The organism is Micrococcaceae bacterium Sec5.1 (assembly GCA_039636795.1).
Taxonomy (GTDB): domain Bacteria; phylum Actinomycetota; class Actinomycetes; order Actinomycetales; family Micrococcaceae; genus Arthrobacter.
In genome coordinates, this window is record CP143430.1 from 662,730 (window position 1) to 680,499 (window position 17,770).

Annotated in this window: 10 protein-coding genes; 7 read left to right on the top strand and 3 right to left on the bottom strand. The window is 60.5% G+C overall.

The features are described from left to right. Nucleotides 1-48 precede the first annotated feature (48 nt). The 3 genes from VUN82_03305 to VUN82_03315 form a co-directional block, all read right to left on the bottom strand. Nucleotides 49-2,364, bottom strand: a complete 2,316-nt coding sequence (locus VUN82_03305) for a hypothetical protein (protein ID XAS72902.1) — start codon at nucleotides 2,362-2,364, stop codon at nucleotides 49-51. 202 nt (nucleotides 2,365-2,566) lie between these two features. Then, nucleotides 2,567-3,751 carry a glycoside hydrolase family 43 protein gene (locus tag VUN82_03310; GenBank protein XAS72903.1) on the bottom strand — a complete coding sequence of 395 codons (1,185 nt, stop codon included), beginning with the start codon at nucleotides 3,749-3,751 and terminating at the stop codon, nucleotides 2,567-2,569. Nucleotides 3,752-3,807: 56 nt separating this feature from the next. After that, nucleotides 3,808-6,654 (bottom strand): family 78 glycoside hydrolase catalytic domain, encoded by a 2,847-nt coding sequence (locus VUN82_03315; GenBank protein XAS72904.1) that lies wholly within the window; start codon nucleotides 6,652-6,654, stop codon nucleotides 3,808-3,810. Nucleotides 6,655-7,119: 465 nt separating this feature from the next. Here VUN82_03315 and VUN82_03320 point away from each other — a divergent pair, with 465 nt between their 5' ends. From VUN82_03320 to VUN82_03350, 7 genes are all read left to right on the top strand, one after another. Next, complete coding sequence (locus VUN82_03320; protein XAS72905.1) at nucleotides 7,120-9,534, top strand: glycoside hydrolase family 3 N-terminal domain-containing protein; 2,415 nt, start codon at nucleotides 7,120-7,122, stop codon at nucleotides 9,532-9,534. Between the two features lie 89 nt (nucleotides 9,535-9,623). Next, the gene (locus tag VUN82_03325; protein XAS72906.1) at nucleotides 9,624-10,688 is read left to right on the top strand and encodes a family 43 glycosylhydrolase; all 1,065 of its coding nucleotides are present in this window, start codon (nucleotides 9,624-9,626) and stop codon (nucleotides 10,686-10,688) included. Between the two features lie 232 nt (nucleotides 10,689-10,920). Further along, nucleotides 10,921-12,048 (top strand): serine hydrolase domain-containing protein, encoded by a 1,128-nt coding sequence (locus VUN82_03330; GenBank protein ID XAS72907.1) that lies wholly within the window; start codon nucleotides 10,921-10,923, stop codon nucleotides 12,046-12,048. A 110-nt stretch (nucleotides 12,049-12,158) separates the two neighbouring features. Beyond that, nucleotides 12,159-13,034, top strand: a complete 876-nt coding sequence (locus tag VUN82_03335; GenBank protein XAS72908.1) for a 3-hydroxyacyl-CoA dehydrogenase NAD-binding domain-containing protein — start codon at nucleotides 12,159-12,161, stop codon at nucleotides 13,032-13,034. A 108-nt stretch (nucleotides 13,035-13,142) separates the two neighbouring features. After that, nucleotides 13,143-15,962, top strand: a complete 2,820-nt coding sequence (locus VUN82_03340; GenBank protein ID XAS72909.1) for a family 78 glycoside hydrolase catalytic domain — start codon at nucleotides 13,143-13,145, stop codon at nucleotides 15,960-15,962. A gap of 87 nt (nucleotides 15,963-16,049) precedes the next feature. Beyond that, a complete protein-coding gene (locus VUN82_03345) occupies nucleotides 16,050-16,145 on the top strand; it encodes a DUF5605 domain-containing protein (protein XAS72910.1) in 96 nt (31 codons plus the stop codon). Between the two features lie 98 nt (nucleotides 16,146-16,243). Then, the gene (locus VUN82_03350; GenBank protein XAS72911.1) at nucleotides 16,244-17,533 is read left to right on the top strand and encodes an MFS transporter; all 1,290 of its coding nucleotides are present in this window, start codon (nucleotides 16,244-16,246) and stop codon (nucleotides 17,531-17,533) included. Nucleotides 17,534-17,770 lie beyond the last annotated feature (237 nt).

Here is a 17,770-nt window from a genome sequence, read left to right on the forward strand (position 1 = left end):
GATTGAACGTTTGGCGGGCGTCCGGTTAACCGAACGCCCGCCGTGCGGTTAGCGCACGACCACGCGGACGCGGTCGAGATTTTGCAGCGGTGTACTCGTTCCCGAGGTTCCGTTGCGGTCACCGGTGGTGTTCAGGCTGATGACGTATTCCCCCGGTATGGAAAAGGTCATGGGCCGGCTGACGATGACCTTTTCATTTGGATTGGCCAGCACTGTTGCCGGTTCGTTCACTGCGGGGACGCCTTGGCGCTCGATGGTCCAGTTGTACTGGAGGATTTTGCCGGTGGTGGGAGGCATCTCCATGGTGGCCGAGAGGTTCACTGGCTGAAGGAGGCCTACATCGGCACGGTCTCCTCCGTTGGCCGAGAGATGAATCACCGGTTGCAGGCCCTTGCGGTCAACGGCATTGAGTGGCTGGACGATCTGATTCATCGGATCGATGGTGTAGCTCGACGAAGGTTTGGGCACAATGCCTTTTTCCGCCCAGTCGACCAGGTCCAGGACCATCTGGTTGAAGATGCCCTGTACCAAGCCGCCATTGGAGTGCCCTGCGTGTTCCTGGTAGTAGACGCGGAACATCTCGTCAGCCTTCCGCTTGCCGAGGGTCTTCTGCACTTGCTGGTTGTAGAATCCGGCGACGTATGGGAAAGAATTCGCGTCCTCCAAATTCTCCATGACCATTACCTTGGTCTTAATGTTGCCGGTCTCGGTTATCCCTCCCATGGCACCCGCGTTGCTTAGAGAGGCAATCTGGACGGCCCGCTGGGGATATATCGGTTTCCCACCGGTGTCCTTGTACTGGTTGTAGGCAGGATTGCCGTTGTTCAGTATTGAGTAACGCGGGTAGTACACCTGTGCCAAGAAGAACCTGTTGTTGATCCGGATCTTGTCGCCCACATGCAGGGCGTTGAGCAGTACGGGGCTGTTCGGCGCGGTTGCGGAAAGCACGTTGGGGTTGACTGCCAGTGCCAGAGTGCTCGTTGTCGTGTCCAAAGTTCCCGTCAGTGAGAAGACAGGTTTGGCCGGGTCGGTTCTGTCAATGGTGCGCGTCTTTCCCTCGGCGTCGTAGACGTAATAGTCCAGGTTTCGGGCACCTATGGATCCGAGGGCCGGAACCGTTGCGGGATCGAATTTGAGCGCGGTGGGCACGCCCTGCGCGTCTCGAACTATGTCCGTGATTGTCGCATATCCGTCTACCTTGGCAGCCTGCAGATAGTTTGGGGGAGTGGCGCCGGCATACCCGGACTTCGACCAGAAATCGTCTTCGTATGTCGGGTCGAGCGCACGGATGTTTCCTGCGCCCGGACCATAAACCAAGCTGGGACCTGCAACCCCTGGAAATGGCCCAACGACTGTGCCGACGGTGGCATCGCCGACAGGTACTTCATCTCCGGTCGGGAGATCGGCGGTCAGGGCCGTCCCCAAGCCCGCGCGCGGAAAGCCGCTTTGGAGAAGTTCGTCGAGTACAGAGCGCTGCTCGCTATCGAGCCCGTCGTAGATGCTGCGGCCACTTCCGACTTCAGCTGCCTGACGAACTTCTGAGCGCTTTTCCAGAGGAACCGCCAGCGCATACAGGGCCTGCCATTGGAAGGAGTGCATGATCAGACCGTTGGTGGCGATAACGCATGGAACGACCCCAGCCCATACCCCGGTCGTGCCCTCAGCGGCGCCCAAGGCCTGCACAGATCCGCCGCTCTGGCCCCAAAGGTAGCTGTTGATGGGATTGGTGTTCCCGTAGAGCTGGTTGGCATAATTTTTGGCCAGCTTGGTCGCAGCCGCGTTCACGCGATAGCCACCGTTCGGATTCCCTGGGTTGACTTTCACGGTGAAGGCTCCATTGGAAAAAGCAAAACCAAGGTCGACCTCGTTAAGGTCGAGGGGGCCGGTGCCCGGAACAGGATAGGTCTGCTGGAAGGAACGGTTCCGCCAAAATTCCCTGGAAGGAAATCTCCATACAACGTCGTGCTGGTTGAGCGTGGCACTGGTGTACACACCTGGGGGGAGTGTGGCCGGGGTATGGGTGGCGGGAAAGTGGCTTTTCACCTCCGTGTAAGGAATCGCCCTCCCGCTGGTATCGGTATAGACAAGCTGCTGGCTGCTGTCGATCACCAACGTGCTCTCGTTGTAATCCGGATCGATGCAGGTTCCGTCCACGCCAAGAGGTGGCTCGACGTCCCCGACGGGATTTGTGCTCAGGTACTGGCATGTTTCTGGTGCGGCTGACGCTGGTGCCGCGGTCAGCAGGCCGCTTCCAACCGCAACAGCTCCGAGAGCTGCGATGAGTCGCAGCAGCCTGGCCTTTGTGACGAACTGCTTGGCAATTGCTTGTGGACCTACCGGCCCGACTGAAGTAGGTAAAGACATGGCACCTCTTTGTCCCTTGGTCTACGCGCCCCCAAAACGCCCTATTTTATTAATTGGAAATATTTTCCATCTATCATTTTAGACCTCAGGGAAACCTTCGACAATGGTCGGTGACCACTTGCTCGGCAGCGGCAAAAGCAGGCAGCCCGGAATGGAAGAGTGTCGTTTTCGCCGGGAGCTGTCAGTCCTGATGGCAGGTATGTTATCGACGCTTTTCGAGTGACACTGTTCCTTCATGCTCAGCCAGCATCCAGATGGTTGCCCTCTCATCGGGCGTGTTGTTGGGTTGATGCAGGGTTAGGGCCAGCCCGCCGTCGTGGGGCCTGAAAATCATGCCGTGACCCCCATCAGCGGACCACAGAGCGTCTTGTTCCTGTATCCATGGGCCCTCGATATTCCCCGATGTGGAGTGGGCGATGCCCATGGCGTAACCATGCTCCCCGAAGCTTGACCACAACATCATCAGGTGCCCGTTGTTCAATCGGAAAAGAGATGGTCCGTCGGTGACGTGAGCGGGAAAGTTGAAACTGGGGGAGAGGCCTTGCATGGGCCTTGACCAGTTAGCGTCCGATGCACTGAACAGGAACACCGGTGCGCCCTCCGGGCACCTTAAGTCAGCACTGAGACGCTGGGCGTACATTGCCCCGTCATGGATTTGAGTCCATTCGTGACAGTAGACGATCCAAGGCTGACCAGTGTCAAGGAAAAAAGTTCCATCAAGGCACTGCCATTTATGCGGCGTAACCGGGCCATCACTCCATGGCTCAAATGGGCCGAGAGGGTGGTCCGCTCTAAGAACTTGTGTTCCCCGATGGCCGTTCAGGGCAGTGAACGTGGCGAACATGTACCAGTGGTCCTGGTATTCATGGACCTCAGGTGCCCAGTACATGCCCCGACTCCAAAAAGCCGAAGGCGGCCGGAATGCTGCAAAGGGACCTTCCCAGTAGACCAGATCCCTGCTTCGATAGGTGTCAAAGCCCGTGCCGGGGCCGGACCACACGTTCTTGTCCGTACTTCCGTAGAGGTAGTAGGTGGAGGTTGTGCTGTCGCTGAGGATGAATGGGTCCCGTATCTGGATCTCGTCCAAGGTCATTTCCCTGCCTACCGGAACGGGAAGGAAGACACCTTCTTCACCTGGGGTGCCAAAACTTTCGGCTACCAACTTTTCAGTGGCAGCCTGGAGCAGGTCATCTATAGCCGACGCAGAAATTTTGCTGTTCGTCAGCTGCACAAGTTCAATCAGCGGACGGCCCAGATCCAGGCCCAGCTGCAAGGCTTCGAGGCCATGCTGTGCCAGCAGTTCCACGAACAGTGGGGCGCCGACCGGATGAACGAGCCATTCTCCCATCGCGGTTTGACCGGTCAAGGTGCTGTTCGTAGTTCGCACTGTGCCTTGGTCCTTCGTTGGGGAAGTCGGGAAGTCCGGAGCCCGAAGATCTAAAGTCACTGGGCGAATAGATCGGTGGGATTCGTTGGCGCGTGAGATGAGAGGGCAGGCGGGGTTTCATCAAATTCCAAGCTGTGGAAGCCCCCGGAGAGCTTGGTCCCGGCGGCTGTCCCGATTCCGATCGTGGCTGAGGCGCCCCACGGAACCGTGACATCCAGGTGCCAGCTTCCGGCCTCCCGCGTCCAGCTGAGAGCTGCTTGCCCCCGTGGCGTCAGGTGTGAAAATGCTCCCCTCGTTATCCGGGGATCGACTGCCGGTGCGACGGTGAATTCTTCCCACCCTGGCGTGGTGGACCAAATGCCTCCAACTTTTTGCTGTACCCAGGCTGCCGCGCTGCCCAGGAAGTAGTGGTTGTGTGACCTCGCTGAGGTGTCCCACGATTCAAGTAGCGTAGTCTCGCCGGCTGCGCGCCAGGCTCCCCAGCCTGGCCTGGTGTTTTGAGTGGCAACGCTGACCGCAATATCATCCCGACCCCCGTTCGAAAGCACGGGAAGCAGGTACTTTGCCCCAACCGCACCGCAGTCCAAGTGCCCTGCTGTCCGTTCAAGGATATCGGTGGAGAGTGAGCGAAAGACGGTAGCCCGGTGTTGTTGCGGCACGGCGTCGAAGGCCAGGGGCAGCACGTTCATGGTCTGGCGGTATCCAACGGCCGAATTGCCGTAAAAGCCGAGGTTTTCGTTGAAGAAGGACTGATGATAGGCGGTTCCTACTTGTGAGGATTGCTCGCTGAATCGCGCCGCAATCCCATGCTCGCCCAGCGCCGTCGAAATGTCGGCGGCAGTCGATAGAACCTTCATCAGCATCATGGTGGCAGTTGGCGCAGATCCCTCGGGGGCACGTTCATGACCCGGGGCGAGCCAGTCTCCGTAGCTGGGATGCCGCCAAATGCCCTCCTCGGCCAGGGCGTACATGGCGTCCGCGTACCTGATCACCATCTCGTGGTGTCGTTCCAGCAGCTTGAGGTCGCCGTATTCCCAGTAAAGGTTCCAAGGTATTAGAACAGCGGAGGCGCTCCACGCCGGGTCCGGGTTCCGTCCCCAGCCTGGAGTGGGAACGATGTTTGGCACGATCCCGGCGTCGTCCTGGGCATCGGCGTGGTCATCGAGCCATTTGCCGAAGGTCGTTTTCAGATCGAACTGGTGGATCAGGGCTTCGGCCGCCAGGTGGGCGTCTGCTGTCCAACCGTTCTTTTCGTAAACAGGAGTGTCCGTCGGGATGCCGTGCAGGTTGTTCAGGAAGGTCTTGCCCAAGGCTCGGTCAAGCCAAGAAAGCGTTTCTTCATTGCATTCAAAGGTGCCCACGCTCGGTACATCGGTGTGCATGGGAATCGCAACGATGTCGTGCACGGTCACTGGTCCATCGGCCTCGATCGACACGTATCGGAACCCCTTGTAGCTGAACTTCGCTTCCCAGCAGATATGGTCCGCAGCGGTGTCAAAAAGCAGGCGGTCGGTCTGTATTGGGCCAGCTGCGAGTATGTTCTCGCAAAATACTGCTCCCTTGTCATCAAGAGTTTCGCCGTACTTCACCCAGACTTCCGTCGGGCCTGGAACACTGAGCGTGCATCGGAACCGACCGGCTACCATGTCGGCGAAGTCGTATACCTCGGCCGTTCCTGCGGAGTCCATTGAGACTGCCGATTTTGGTGATCCCAGTGTGACGGGAGGTAGGGCTGCCGGGCGCAGGGTGCCGGTTGGCGGGTAGACCAGCACAGCGGGTTCCCAAGTGGGTTTCCTGTCAGTCTCCATCTGCCAAACTTCTCCGGAATAGAGGAGCTCACTCACCACCGGTCCTGTTGACGCTTCCCAGTGCGAACCTGAGGAAATAACCTGCCGCTGTCCTTCTTGGTCTACGTACTCCAACTGTGCGATTGCCATTGGTTCTCGAGACCACGGTGCTATGTGCCAGCCCCAGATGCTTGCACCCCGCGCGGAGAAGAAGCCACGTCCCAACTCCACTACGAGGGTGTTCTCTCCGGCTTTCAGATCGGCGGTGACGTCATAGGTTCTATAAAGAACCGTTTTCGTGAAGTCTGTCGTTGCGGGTTCTAGTTCATTGCCAAGGGATCTGCCATTAATGCTGAAGGAGCCGTAGCCAATCCCAACCGCATAAAGACGGGCTGTAGTCACCCCTGCCGGGATGCTAAAGCTGGTTCTCAGTACGGGGTTTGGGGCGGGGAGCGTTTCCACAGCCAAGGTCCGGACTCCGGGCACTAGGACGCCGTCCACCGTTGCTTGACCCAGCACCGGGAGGGGCGTTACGCCGTCATCATCAGGAAGACCCGGCGCTGCTGTGGCTCGACGCCAGCCAAGCCGTCCCCGCACGCATGTGATCGACAATGTGTACGTACCGGGAGGAGCCGGGGGGCTGACTTCCAGATAGCACATGAACCGCGCCCAGATGTTCCAGCTTCCGTCCACCTCCCGCTGAGCGACGACGTCACCTGTGCTGTTCCGCAGCTGCATGCGGGCAATGACATCGGAGGGAATGTCACCGTCCAGGTCGACGCTGACGGCCGCCACAGGACCTGTTGCTTGAAATGACTGATCCAGCGTGCTCCCCGGTCCCATCCAGTCGACCGTGTCCGAATGAATCGATGCGATGACACGCGTTTCCCTGGGCGTCCAACGCGACACCCACTTGGCCTGCCAGTCCGAATCGACAAGCAGCGGCGTTTCCCAATAGGCCCACGCGCTCCACGGAGACCAGTGCCCATCGGCATCGGCAATTCGGACCCTCCACTTATAGCTCGCCCGGCTCCGCAGCACCAGATCAACGCGCAGTTGCGGCGCTCTTGAGACCACAGTTCCCGAATCGCCGACAATGGCCCCCGTTTCGTCCATGACGACGATTCTGAGTTGCTCTTGACCTGAAGCTGGAGCCCATGAGAGCAGTGGAACCTCCCCCACTCCAAGAGGAAAAACGTCCCCGTCCGTTCGCAGGTCCTGAGGAGGGGAAAGTGGCATCAAGGAAAATCTCCGGAATCTTGAGACGATTTGGAAGGGGCACCTCGCTGCTACTGCGGCCGGCGACCAGACCCCATCAGCATATGGCGTTCCACTTATTGAAACGTTATTGCGATAGTTGTTGCATTCAGCCTAGGATTAGGGAACCGGTTCGTCAATAAGTCTTCCCAACGTTGTGAGACGTTCCGACGCTGCCACACGTCGTTGCCCGTGTGCTGCGTGCAGTGTGAACTCGAAGTCCGGCGCCCTGTCGTCCGGCGCGGCGGTACGCCCGCCGTTCCAGCCCTCAGTGGCGGAAGTGCGCCTTCCGGGTACAACCACTGGTAAATGAAGGACCCAGGCATGAACATGAGCACAAACGTGACGAAACCATGGATGGACGAGCGGTTGACTGCCGGCGAACGCGCCGACCTGCTGTTGGACAAGCTGAGCCTTGACGAGAAGATGGCCCAGGTCTCCTGCTACTTTCCGACCGACATAACGCAGACGGGCGACTTCTCGGAGCGTTTCCCGTTCGGCATCGGTGAAGTCTCGTGCCTCGAGGCCCGATCCGCCCTCACACGAGACGAGGTAACGGCGTTCCAGCGGACCGTTCAGGCGGAAGCCATGGCAGGTTCCGGGCACGGGATCCCTGCAATCTTCCACATGGAAGGACTCTGTGGCGCGTACATTCCGGGAGCCACGGCATTCCCCTCCGGGCTTGGACGCGCAGCGAGCTTTGACGTCGACCTGGAGTACGCCGTGGGTCAGATCGTGGGGAAGCAGGAACGGGCCCTGGGCATAACGCATACCTTGGCGCCCGTCCTCGATGTCTCCCGCGACCCGCGGATGGGACGGCAGGGTGAGACCTACGGCGAAGACTCAAGCCTCGCAGCCGCTCTCGGTGTCGCCTGCACCCTGGGGTTGCAGGGCGAGGACGCAGCTGGCCGGCGCACAGAAGCGGTGGCAAAGCACTTCCTCGGCTCGCACCACACCGAAGGCGGCATCCACGGAGCCCACTGCAATGTCCCTGATCGCCTGCTCGTGGAGGTGTACGGCAAACCCTTCCAGGCGGCGATTACCCTCGGAGGGCTGCGGGGCGTGATGCCTTCCTACAACTCCGTCGGCGGCGAGCCCATGTCCGCCTCCGTCCGGTTGTTGAAAACACTGCTTCGGGAACAGATGGGTTTCGACGGCTTGTTGGTCTCTGACTACGGCGCAGTGGGGAACCTGCACACCGTCCAGCACGTAGCGCAGTCCCCAGCCCATGCCGGTCTGGCCGCCCTGCGTGCGGGAATGGATGTCGAACTCCACATGCCGCAGGGCTTCGGGCGAGAACTGCGGGAGTGGTTCGTAGACGGACGCGCCGATGTGGCCCTCCTCGACCGGGCGGTGCATGAGGTGCTGGCCGCAAAGTTCCGCATGGGACTCTTCGAGCACCCCTTCGCCCCGGATCCGTCTGAGCGAGAGTCCGCATTCCAGCCTTCCGCCGACAGGGAAGTCGCTGTGCAGTCTGCCCGGGAATCTCTCGTGCTCTTGCACAATGACGGCGCGCTGCCTTTGCGGCTGGATCTTCAAACGCTCGCGGTTATCGGCTGCCATGCGGCGACAGCGCGGTACTTCTTCGGCGGCTACACCCACTACTCCATGGCGGAGGGAAAGCTCGCCGCAAACTCCTCAATGGCCGGCCTCACCACCAGCAGCGAAAACCATCAGACCGTGACCAACGCCGTTCCAGGCACCACCGTCGAGGCCTCCGACGGCCTCGCCTTCGAGGAACTGCTGCAGCACCAGCAGCCTGGCATCCGGAGCCTCCTCGACGAACTCCGCATCCAGCTCCCCGAAACGGAAGTGAGCTGGGCATACGGCTACCCAATCGCCGGCCACGACGACTCCGGACATGACGAAGCGATCGCCCTCGCCGCAAGGGCCGACGTCGTGCTCCTCACGTTGGGCGGCAAACACGGCACGGCATCCATCGCGTCGATGGGTGAGGGCATCGATGCGACGGACATCAACCTGCCGTCCTGCCAGGACGACCTGATCGTCAAGCTCGCCCGTTTGGGCAAGCCGATGATCGGCGTCCATCTGGATGGCAGGCCGATTTCCAGCGACGCTGCGGACACGCATCTAAACGCCCTCCTCGAGGCATGGAGTCCGGCCGAAGGCGGTGCCGAAGCCATCGTTGACGTCCTTACCGGGGCCCATGATCCCAGCGGCCGACTGCCGGTGAGCATAGCCCATAACGCTGGCCAGATCCCGGTCTACTACAACCACCCACATGGGTCGGCCTGGCACCAAGGCCAGAGCATCGGATTTTCCGACTACGTCGATGCGCCCCACACCCCCCGATATCCGTTCGGGCATGGGCTGTCCTACACCACCTTCGACTACGCTGATCTGACCCTGTCGAAACACGAGGTGGAAAGCGGGGATATGGTCGACATTTCCCTCACAGTGACGAACAGCGGCGACCGGTCCGGAACCGAGGTCGTGCAGCTGTACGTCAGCGATCGGTTCGCCATGGTCTCGAGGCCCGTTCTGGAGCTCGCCGGTTTCCGCCGACTCGACCTTGAGCCGGGGCAGGCAGCCCGGGTCGACTTCCATCTGGATATCAACCAACTGGCCTTCCTCGACGCCGACATGCACTGGCGGATTGAAGCCGGAGAAGTGGACATTATGGTGGGAAGCTCCTCGAGCGACCTACGGCTGACCGAGACCCTCTCCATCACCTCTGACGCTCTGATAGACGGGCGGACCCGAGGATTCTACGCCTGATCTCTCGAGCCGCGATTGGTGCGGCCAAGTGCCGCGCTTTGAGTCACCACCTAAGCCATGCCACGTCCCCTAGCACCCCTTGGGCTCAAATGAAAAGAACGGAAAAAGTTTCGATGACGACACATGACAGCATCCGCCCAGGTCAGCCGTGGCTTGACACAAACGGTAACCGCATCCAGGCGCACGGCGGATCGATGCATGTGGAGGACGGCGTCTTCTACTGGTACGGCGAGAACAAAGAGCGCACGCTGCCAGGGAGCGGCATCTGGCACTGGGGGGTTCGTGCCTACTCGTCCACCGATCTCTATAACTGGGAGGACAGAGGTCTGATCATCCCGCCTGTCGAGGACGATACGGGATCACCGCTGCATCCTGCGCGCTTCATGGACCGCCCCCACATCATCTACAACCAGTACTCCAAGAAGTACGTCTGCTGGCTGAAGATCATGGAAGACGGCGCCCAGCGGTCCACTATCTTAACGGCTGATTCCTTCCTGGGACCATACGCAATTGTGGAAAGCGGGGTCAGGCCCCTAGGCATGAACGCCGGCGATTTCGACCTAGTTGTTGAGCCGACCGATGGGAAAGCCTATTACTACTTTGAGCGTGTACACAGCGAGATGATATGTGCCGACCTTACCGAGGATTACACCGACGTCACGGGCTACTATTCAACGCATTTTCATCACCCGGCGCCACCGTTTGTTCGGGAGGCACCGGCTCACTTCAAGCGTGGGAACACACACTATCTAGTCACCTCAGGAACAACTGGATATTTTCCAAATCCCTCGGAGCTGGCCAGCGCTCCGTCCTATCACGGACCCTGGACAGTTCTCGGTAACCCCCATGTTGAGGACAAGAGTGAAACGTCCTTTCGGAGCCAGATCAGCTGCGTCTTCAAGCACCCCAACAAATCGGACCTTTACATTGCCATGGCCGACAGGTGGAGGCCGGATCTCAGTCCCGAAGATTCTGACGCCCGCGGAATGTTTGAACGGCAGTTTGCCGGTACTCCATCCCCCGATGACGTACAAGAAGATTTCAGCGTCATCGACACCTCGCAATCCGACTACGTTTGGCTGCCCTTTACGTTTGATGGAGATTTTCCCGAGCTGAGATGGCAGGACGAGTGGCGGATAGAGGACTTCGACTAATCAGAGAGTGGGGGAAGCTCGCCGTTTGGTTCCCGGATCAGGGCTGGACCCCGTTGGAAACTCACATGATTTCGTAGGCAAGACTCCCATCGCCGTCGCATCGTCAATCAGATCACATCCGGCGCAACCGACTCTGCGGCTGTTGACCGCCGCGGGGTATGGCCGGATATAATCTACATATTCCAATTAGTGATACTGCTTTTCAACTGCCGAAAGAATCCATAAGGGAGCCATGACCATCCCCGCAAACCTAATAGCGCCGGGCTTCGAAGGCGTTGCCGCAGCGTTTTTTGCCACTATTCCCGACGGTTGTCGCGCGGGTGCGGCCCTGTCAGTCTGGAAGGACGCAGTTCCTGTCATCTCGCTGGCAGCCGGCACGGCTGACGAGAGCCAACGCCTTTTCACAAGCGACACCCTCATTCCCGTTGCCTCTGTTACCAAGGGCCTGGCCTCTCTGGTGATTGGTCGACTGGTCGAGCAGGGGAAGATGCCTTCCTACGAGACGGAGATCGGCGAGTTCTGGCCGGAATTCGCCGCCCACGGCAAAGGCAGGCTATCAATCGGCGATGTTTTAGCTCACCGGTCCGGTCTTTCTGCACCACGGGAGGCCTTGCCCAAGGCCGTCTACCTGGACTCTATTGCCACTGCGGATGTCCTGGCCGCCCAGGAACCACTATGGACACCAGGCGAAGGCCATCAGTACCACAACATCACCCACGGCGCCCTCACCGCGAAGCTGGCACACCTTGCCACCGGACGCTCTCTTGGCAGCTTGTTTGCCGAAGAAATGGCGGGGCCACTGTCCGCCGACGCTTGGATCGGGCTTCCTGAGGAGTATGACGAAAGGGTTGCCTCGATTGTGCCCGAGCCATGTCCCCCTGCCGCCACTACATCCGACCCCAATTCCTACTGGTTGGAGCGGGCTGTAAATCTTGGCTCGGGAGTCGGTTTTCCCGGCGTTGTCGAGTCCGCCGAGGGCCGGCGCGCGGAGCTGCCTGGCGTCAATGGTTTTGCTTCTGCTGATGCCGTTGCGAAGATCTATTCTGCCGCGGTCGTGCCAACTGAGGGGGTCCGCTTACTTTCGGATGCGGGCGTGGACGAGCTCCGCAAGCCCCGCAGCAAGGGGATGCCGGTGTTTGGAGGACCGCCGCCGTACCAGGCCTTTGGTGCAGGAGTCATGATCCCGTCACATTGGGACCCCTACCTGACCGAATACTCCTTCGGTCACGACGGCGCCTTGGGACAAGTGGCCTTCGCGGACCCATACTTCAAAATCGGCTTCGCCTACGTCACCAACCAGGCTGGCGACTGGGAACGCGGTAAATCAGTGACGGAAGCGTTGCGGCGCGCCCTGACCTGACCAGGCGGCAGCCTTCCAGGTTCGACGTCTCACGAGCGACGCGCACGCAGGCCCTGACCCGAGTCGCACGCCCGGGATGATCCAAACGAAAAAGATCGAAAGAGGTTCGAATGGCAACGGAAGAACTGGCCCAAGCCCCCGTCAGCACGATTGCAGTAATCGGTGCCGGGACCATGGGCTTGGCCATCGCCCGGCTCTTCGCGGGCAACGGGCGCAACGTACGCATCTACGATGAGCGGGTTGCAGATTTGCCGGAACTTGCCGGCATCGAAGCCTGCACGGATCTGCCTTCCTCCGTGGTGGGCGCAGAGATCATCTTCGAGGCCATTTCCGAGCAACTGAGCGCCAAACAGGCGCTCCTCGGCCAAATACAGGAACTGGTGGGCCCGGTCCCCGTGGCATCCAACACGTCCACCTTCCGTCCAGGCCAGCTGGCGGAGGGATTGATTCACCCGGAGGCTATACTCGTCGCACATTTCTTCCACCCGGCGGACATCGTCCCGCTCGTGGAGTTGGTGCCCCATGCAACGACTGCTTCATCTGCACTGACGTTGACAAGGGCGCTTATTGAAGAGGCAGGCAAGGTGGTCGTGTCCCTGAGCCGCGAAGTTGACGGTTTCATCGCTAATCGGCTGCAGGCCGCACTCATCCGTGAGGCTGTGGGGCTGCTTCGACATGGGATCGCGTCCGCGGAAGAAATTGACGCAGTCGTTGTGCATGGCATCGGACCCCGGTGGGCGCTTGCAGGTCCCTTTGAGGTCATGGACAGGGGAGGACTCGACATATGGCAGGCGGTAACAGAGCGCCTCTTTCCGCTGCTCAGCGTCGAGACATCCGCTCCCGAGGAAATCACGTCCCGTGTTAATCAAGGCGAACTGGGCGCAAAATCGGGGCAGGGCTTCTACGCATATGACGCACACTCGGTATCGGCGCTAAACCGCTTGGGCGCCGTTTTGCATGCCGCCTCAACACCGGCCCCTTCTTAAGGCCCGGGCACCAGCTGGGTTCCGGCCAGCTTCCAAAATCCGGCTACCACCGTGGAACCTTTGACATCAAAGGTCTGCATTCGAAAACAACACACAATGGAGACTTATATGGCAATGGCTGCCGCTCCCGACGCCCCCCGCTTTGAGCACCGCACTGACCCAGGTCCTGTACTCGGACTTGGAACGGGGACACCCCGGCTCTCATGGTCGGTACCGAACGCCGACGCCGGTTACTCGCAGACAACCTACGAGATTGAAGTAAGCCGTGAAGGCGCCGCAGAGGTCTACACGATCGAAAGCCACGATCAGGTCCTGGTTCCATGGCCGGCGCCAGCCCTGGTCTCGCGTGAACAGGCGCGCGTCCGTGTCCGGGTCGCGCACGGCCAGGACTGGAGCGAATGGAGCGAGCCGTCTGTCGTGGAAGCCGGACTCCTCGACGCCAGGGACTGGACAGCCGATTTCATCAGCCCAGTTGGCATCGGAGGACAGGACATGCCCGCGCCCATCCTGACCGGGTCATTCGAAGTGCCAGCCGAAATCAGTAAAGCCCGCCTCTACGCAACTGCACACGGAATCTACGCCGGCACGTTGAACGGCCAGCCCATCGACGACAGCGTCCTGGCTCCCGGGTGGACCTCCTACGACAACCGCCTTCGCTACCACACTTACGACGTGACAGCCTTGATGCGCCAGGGCACCAATAACTTGGACATGCTGCTTGGTAACGGCTGGTACCGCGGGCGGCTCGGCTTTGAAAACAAGCGCGCCCTCTACGGGGACCGGCTTGCAGTGCTCGCCCAACTCGAAGTCACAACGGTCGACGGCGGTACTTATGTCCTGCTGTCCGACGGCTCCTGGACGGCGCGGGAGAGCAACATCCTGGCCGACGACTTGTACGACGGACAGCGGACCGATCTCAGGATCGCAACCCCCGGCGAGGCCCCGGCAGCCGGAACGGTCGAAGTGATCAATGCTGACCTTTCGCGGCTCGTAGCTCCCGAAGGGCCTACTATGCGCCCGACCGAAGTCATCCCGGCGCAGTCCGTGTTCACCTCACCCTCCGGACAGACGCTGGTGGACTTTGGCCAGAACCTTGTCGGCTGGATCAGATTGCGGGTACGCGACCTGCCGGCAGGAAGTGAAGTTGTCTTCCGCCATGCGGAGGTCCTGGAGAACAGCGAGCTCTGCACCGAACCACTGCGCTCGGCCAAGGCAACGGACTCCTACATCGTTGCCGGAACGGCTGAAGAAACACTTGAGCCTTCACTTACCCTTCATGGCTTCCGCTATGCCGAGGTTGCCGGTGTACCAGGTCTCAAGGCCACAGACATCGAAGCCGTTGTTATTGGATCGGACCTGCGACGCACCGGGTGGTTTTCCTCTTCGAACGAATTGCTCAACAGGCTCCACGAAAACGTTGTGTGGAGCATACGGGGCAACTTTGTGGATGTGCCCACTGACTGCCCCCAGCGTGACGAGCGCCTTGGTTGGACGGGGGATATCCAGATCTTCGCACCGACAGCGTCCTTCCTCTTCGATACCACCGGTTTCCTCAACTCCTGGCTGGCGGATCTCGCCGCCGAGCAGCTGCCGGACGGTTCAGTACCCCACGTCGTTCCCGACGTCATCCATTCGACGTACACCAACGCCCCCACCGCAGCTTGGGGTGACGCAGCAGTGCTCGTTCCTTGGACGCTCTACCAGCGGACAGGCGACCAGCAGGTTCTTGAACGGCAGTTTGCGAGCATGTGCGCATGGGTCGACAAGGTCGCCACGCTGGCAGGCGCTGACCACCTGTGGGCGGGCGGTTTCCAGTACGGCGACTGGCTGGATCCCAGCGCGCCACCCGAAGATCCCGCTCGCGCCCAAACAGATCCCGACGTCGTCGCAACGGCCCACTTCGCGCGCTCCGCAGAGGTGCTCAGCAAAGCAGCGGCCGTGCTTGGACGAGGCCAAGAAGCGGCACGGTACGCCAAACTGGCCGACGAAGTCCGGGCCGCCTTCGCCCGGACTTTCGTGACCCCTGCCGGCAGAATCCTTTCCGACAGCCAGACGGCTTATGCCATGTCGTTGGAATGGGCGTTGCTTCCGACTGAGGAACAGCGGGCGGAAGCCGGCCGCCGCTTGGCCGATCTAGTGCGCATGAGCGGATTCCGGATCAGCACCGGATTCGTCGGTACTCCTCTCGTCTGCGACGCCCTTACGTCTACGGGACACGTGGAGACTGCCTACCGGCTCCTTTTGCAGACAGGCTGCCCTTCATGGTTGTACCCGGTCACCATGGGGGCGACCACGATCTGGGAACGGTGGGACAGCATGCGGCCGGATGGCAGCGTCAACCCTGGCGGCATGACGTCCTTCAACCACTATGCCTTGGGCGCGGTCGCGGACTGGATGCACCGCAGCCTGGCCGGTCTGGCGCCTGCCGCAGCCGGCTATCGCGAATTGGTCGTTCATCCGTATCCGACGGCGGCACTCACGTCGGCGTCCGCCGTTCACCTGACGCCGTATGGGGAGGCTGTCGTGGCGTGGGAGCGTTCGGACGGACGGTTGAAGCTGGACGTGAAGGTGCCGGTGGGCGCGACAGCCCAGGTTCATGTCCCTGGTTTCCCGGAGCCGGAAACGGTTGCGCATGGCGAGCACGCGTGGGACGTTTCCGATCCAACGACAGCCTCGGATAGCCTGGCGGCCGAAACCATCCGCGACGTGCTTGACCATATGCCTGACGCGTGGTCGGCGGTGGTGGCTGCCGCCGTCGAAACCGGCATCACACCCGAGGGGGAAGCGCAGGCGGCAGACAAAATCAGCAGGTACCTCAATGAGCCGGCCAACACATTGGGAACCGTGCTAGCGCCCGAACCGTGGGTCGAAGCACGGATTCCGCTGCGGGCGCGCGTGGCCGAAATCCTCGCTGAGCCGCGATCATGACGGCCCTCACAAAAGCCGGGAACTCCTAGCTGGTCCGCCGTTGCTGGGAGGGCGCCGTCCGAGGCGGCCGTCATTGACACCTGGAACATGACAACTGATACATTGCCGGATGCCGTGCAAGGGCGGGTGGTGGTCGATCTGCCAGGGCGGGAGTACATCGCCATCCGAATCCGTCGCGCATGAATCATTTGCACAAAATTTCGAAATCCCGATAGCCCTCGTTGGGCTTCTGATCCGCACCACTTCGCGGCAGAAACATCAATCTGTTGTGAGGAACCAGCATGGCGCCAAAACTGAAACACGGCCCGGACGCAGGACAACTTCAGGCCCACCGCAGCAAGGACAACTTCCCGCTCGTCGGGCTTGTGGTCCTTTCTGCTGCCATCTTCATTTCGATGGCGACGGAGTTCCTGCCGGCCGGACTCATCCCACAGCTATCCGCGGATTTTGACCGCTCGGTATCCGAAGTCGGGAACCTCATCACTGTCTTCGCGTTGACGGTCATTGTGTCGGCCGCACCTCTGGCCATTCTCACCCGCCGGATTCCGCGCAAGGGAATGGTCCTGGGCTCGTTTGCCGTCATAGGCGTGGCCAATCTTATGACAGTAGTTTCGCCGACGTTTGAGGTGCTGCTTGTCGCGCGTGTGCTGGGTGCAGTAGCGCACGGTGCGTTCTGGTCCGTTGTGGCGGCCTATCCGGCGCATCTCGTTCGCCCCTCACAGTTGGGAAAGGCCACAGCGGTCACGGCGGCCGGGGGTTCTGTCTCCGGTGTAGTCGGGATCCCTCTCGGAAACGCCTTGGGACAGGCCTTCGGATGGCGCGTGTCCTTCGCCGTGCTCGCCGCTCTCGTGCTGATCGTTCTTGTGTTGATGATCCGCCTCCTGCCGGCAGTAGCCGGGCAATTGCCCGCCCCGGCCAGGAAAACAAAGGTCCGTGACGGGCAGGACAGCACATTGCCCGCCGTCCTCATGGTTTGCCTGCTCATCCTGCTTGTCGTTGCGGCGCAAAACGGATTCGGAACCTTTCAGGTGGTGTGGTTGCTGGACGTCGCTCATTTCGCCCCCGGTGCCATCCCGGTTGTTCTCCTGGCCGGAGGAATCGCAAGCGCGGTCGGAGTCGCCTTGGTAGGTGGCCTCTACGGCCGGTTCCCGCGGAGGTTGTTCCTCGGTGGGATGGCAGGCATGGTTGCCATACTTTGCGCTGTCCCGCTGGCCGCGGCCAGCGGTTCAAAGGCCGGCGTGTGGGTTCTCATCATCCTGATGGGGGCCGTTTTCGGAGGCATACCGGTCATGCTTCAAACCCGGATGATGTGGTCGGCTTCTCCGCGCAGCCGTAACCTGGCGGCGGCCCTTCAGACCACCGCATTCAATGTCGGCATCGGCGGAGGGGCATTCTTCGGTGGGCTCGCCTTGGAGGAAACTTCCTTGGCCTTTTTGCCTTACTGGGCTGCTGGCGGCATGTTCCTTGCCTTAGTAACGGCCGGTATCTGGGAGATCTACAGCGGGCCTGCTCGCAGGAAAGTTCACCCGAAGCCCACAAAGAACCGGATACGCCGCCGTGCCGAAGAATAGTCCGTCTCAGGCATGCCATCTCCGTGTCCGCTGCACCACTGTAGTGCAGTCAGTAAGCGTGTAAGACGCGTGGGGGTCTTTGAATGCCGATGTGTTCGATGGTGATCTATTAGGCGGTGCGCTCGGGCCTCGAGTTCCTGGTTGATGCGCTCGGCAGAACGTGAAATCAAAGAAATAATTTCATCTATTAGAACTAAATTCCGTTTATACTTAATTCGTTGCATGTAATGAATCAAG